We start from the raw sequence: 1,849 nt of genomic DNA, 5'->3' as shown, positions 1-1,849 counted from the left end.
CTGGCATACTGCTTAATCGCCTCACTACTAAAGTCAGAGCACAACTCAAACGCACCCTCAAAGGAAATAAGACATATAAGAAGCATCGCTGGAACCTTGTTGAAAGGGCGCAGGTTTACTGCTCCACGCATTATCTGAAGGCCATGTTTTTGCTATGGTCTATGGCAGGCAGTGCTGTCCTAATAGCGATAGGCTTTCGTGCTGAATTTAGTAGCTTTGCGGCTAATTACCTAAAAAACGTCACTAAACTTCCTGAATGGATGTCAAACCTGCTGGGCGCCCAGCTGACGATAATCGGGATTGTGTTCCCGCTTGTTGTCGGACTGATCAGTGTGCTCTTTCAGAAAAAATCCTCGCGAATCCACATTCAGACCGCCTATCAGTTGCATTCCGGTTATATGTTTGCGGGACTCAGTGGGCTATCACTTGCTGCTTTTATACTGATAAGTGGGTTATTTTTATCTGCAGGTGACAAATATCTTGATACGGTATTTGCGGTTACGGCCTTAATCTGGATGTTTTTCAATATTGTACTTTCGATATGGTTCTTTATTACCAGTCTTAACATTTTAGATGACAAGAAACGCGATCACCTCATGCTGAAGTATTTTCAGTCCCAAATTGTAGAAAATCATATTCTGCATTCCCTTAAATGCTCATGGATACAGTATCCTGGTTCACACATAGGTAAGGATTATATAAAGGGAATAACCATTCTTCCCTACTCTGTCTCAAGCGAAGAAAGTTTGGACTCGGTTAAATTCCATATTGAGGATCATATGGAAATCAGCGATGTGTATCTTGGACCACTAAATTTTCTTTTACACCGGCTGAAACCTGTGCAGGATAAGAATGGCTCGATTGTTATTCTGCCGTCCCTGGCAAAAAGGGATAACAAAATGACACTGTTTACCTCAACTGACGTGATTATCCCTGGGTGGTGGCCGTTCTTTTTCAGAAAATGTTTTATAAAAGACCAGAAAGTAAACTGGAAAGAGTACAGACACATTACCCGTGATTTTTATGGTGAGGTTTATGATGCTCTGGGAGACAAAAATATAAGTACCTTTATCATCGCAACAGACCGGCTGATTGATACATACACAACATTGAAAAAAAGCTTCGGGTATGCTGATGGAAATTATATTGATGAATGTCATGGTTCAGGTATGTCATTTACATTCAGCCAGTCATTCTATCATGATTTTTACAGTTTCAGTAACGAGGTGGTAAAGTCACTGGAAACAACGGGTGAATATTTCCGTAAAATTATTGATGTACCATTCTCTGTATATCGTGATTCAGACAGCCGTGAAATCGTCGATTTTCAGCAGTGTATGGAATCTCTTTTCTACGTATGGTACGTGTTGAACAACTGGAAAAGAGGATATGGAGAAACTCTGTCGGTCAGTCAGGAGCAGCGTCACAGGGAAGTTGTCAAAGATTTTATAGGTGAATGGGAAAGCTGGTACATGTGGCGACGTATTAAGGCCCGTGGCGAGAACCGGTTTGATGATGACTCGGCCGAACTACTTTATCATCTTTATGAGACAGCCCGGATAGTCATGACGGCTGTGATGTCAGACGACCGCTATGCCTCAGATCACAGTGCGGATATGCTTTTACTCTGGTTCAGCCGGAATCGGTTTAAACAGCACTTTGAACAATACCGCTGGCACAGCTTTTTCCTGACGCCGTCGTATCTTACTCAGGCATCTGACAAACCGGCCTGGCAGGCCATCCTCAGAGGAAATGCATATTCAGAAACAGCTGCACTGGCAATCATTTTTTTCAATGCACTGACAGATATTCGACTGCTTACTGCCGGATATATTCTTTCGCATGTTCA

1 pseudogene is annotated in these 1,849 nt (G+C 42.5%); it reads left to right on the top strand.

Features of this window, described 5'->3' with window-relative positions:
* Positions 1-1,849 (top strand): annotated as a pseudogene (locus CWM53_RS31255) (hypothetical protein); the annotation flags it as partial.

Source organism: Klebsiella sp. A-Nf5, assembly GCF_002810545.1.
In the GTDB taxonomy this organism is placed as follows: domain Bacteria; phylum Pseudomonadota; class Gammaproteobacteria; order Enterobacterales; family Enterobacteriaceae; genus Klebsiella; species Klebsiella variicola.
This window is presented reverse-complemented; position numbering and strand designations above follow the sequence as displayed.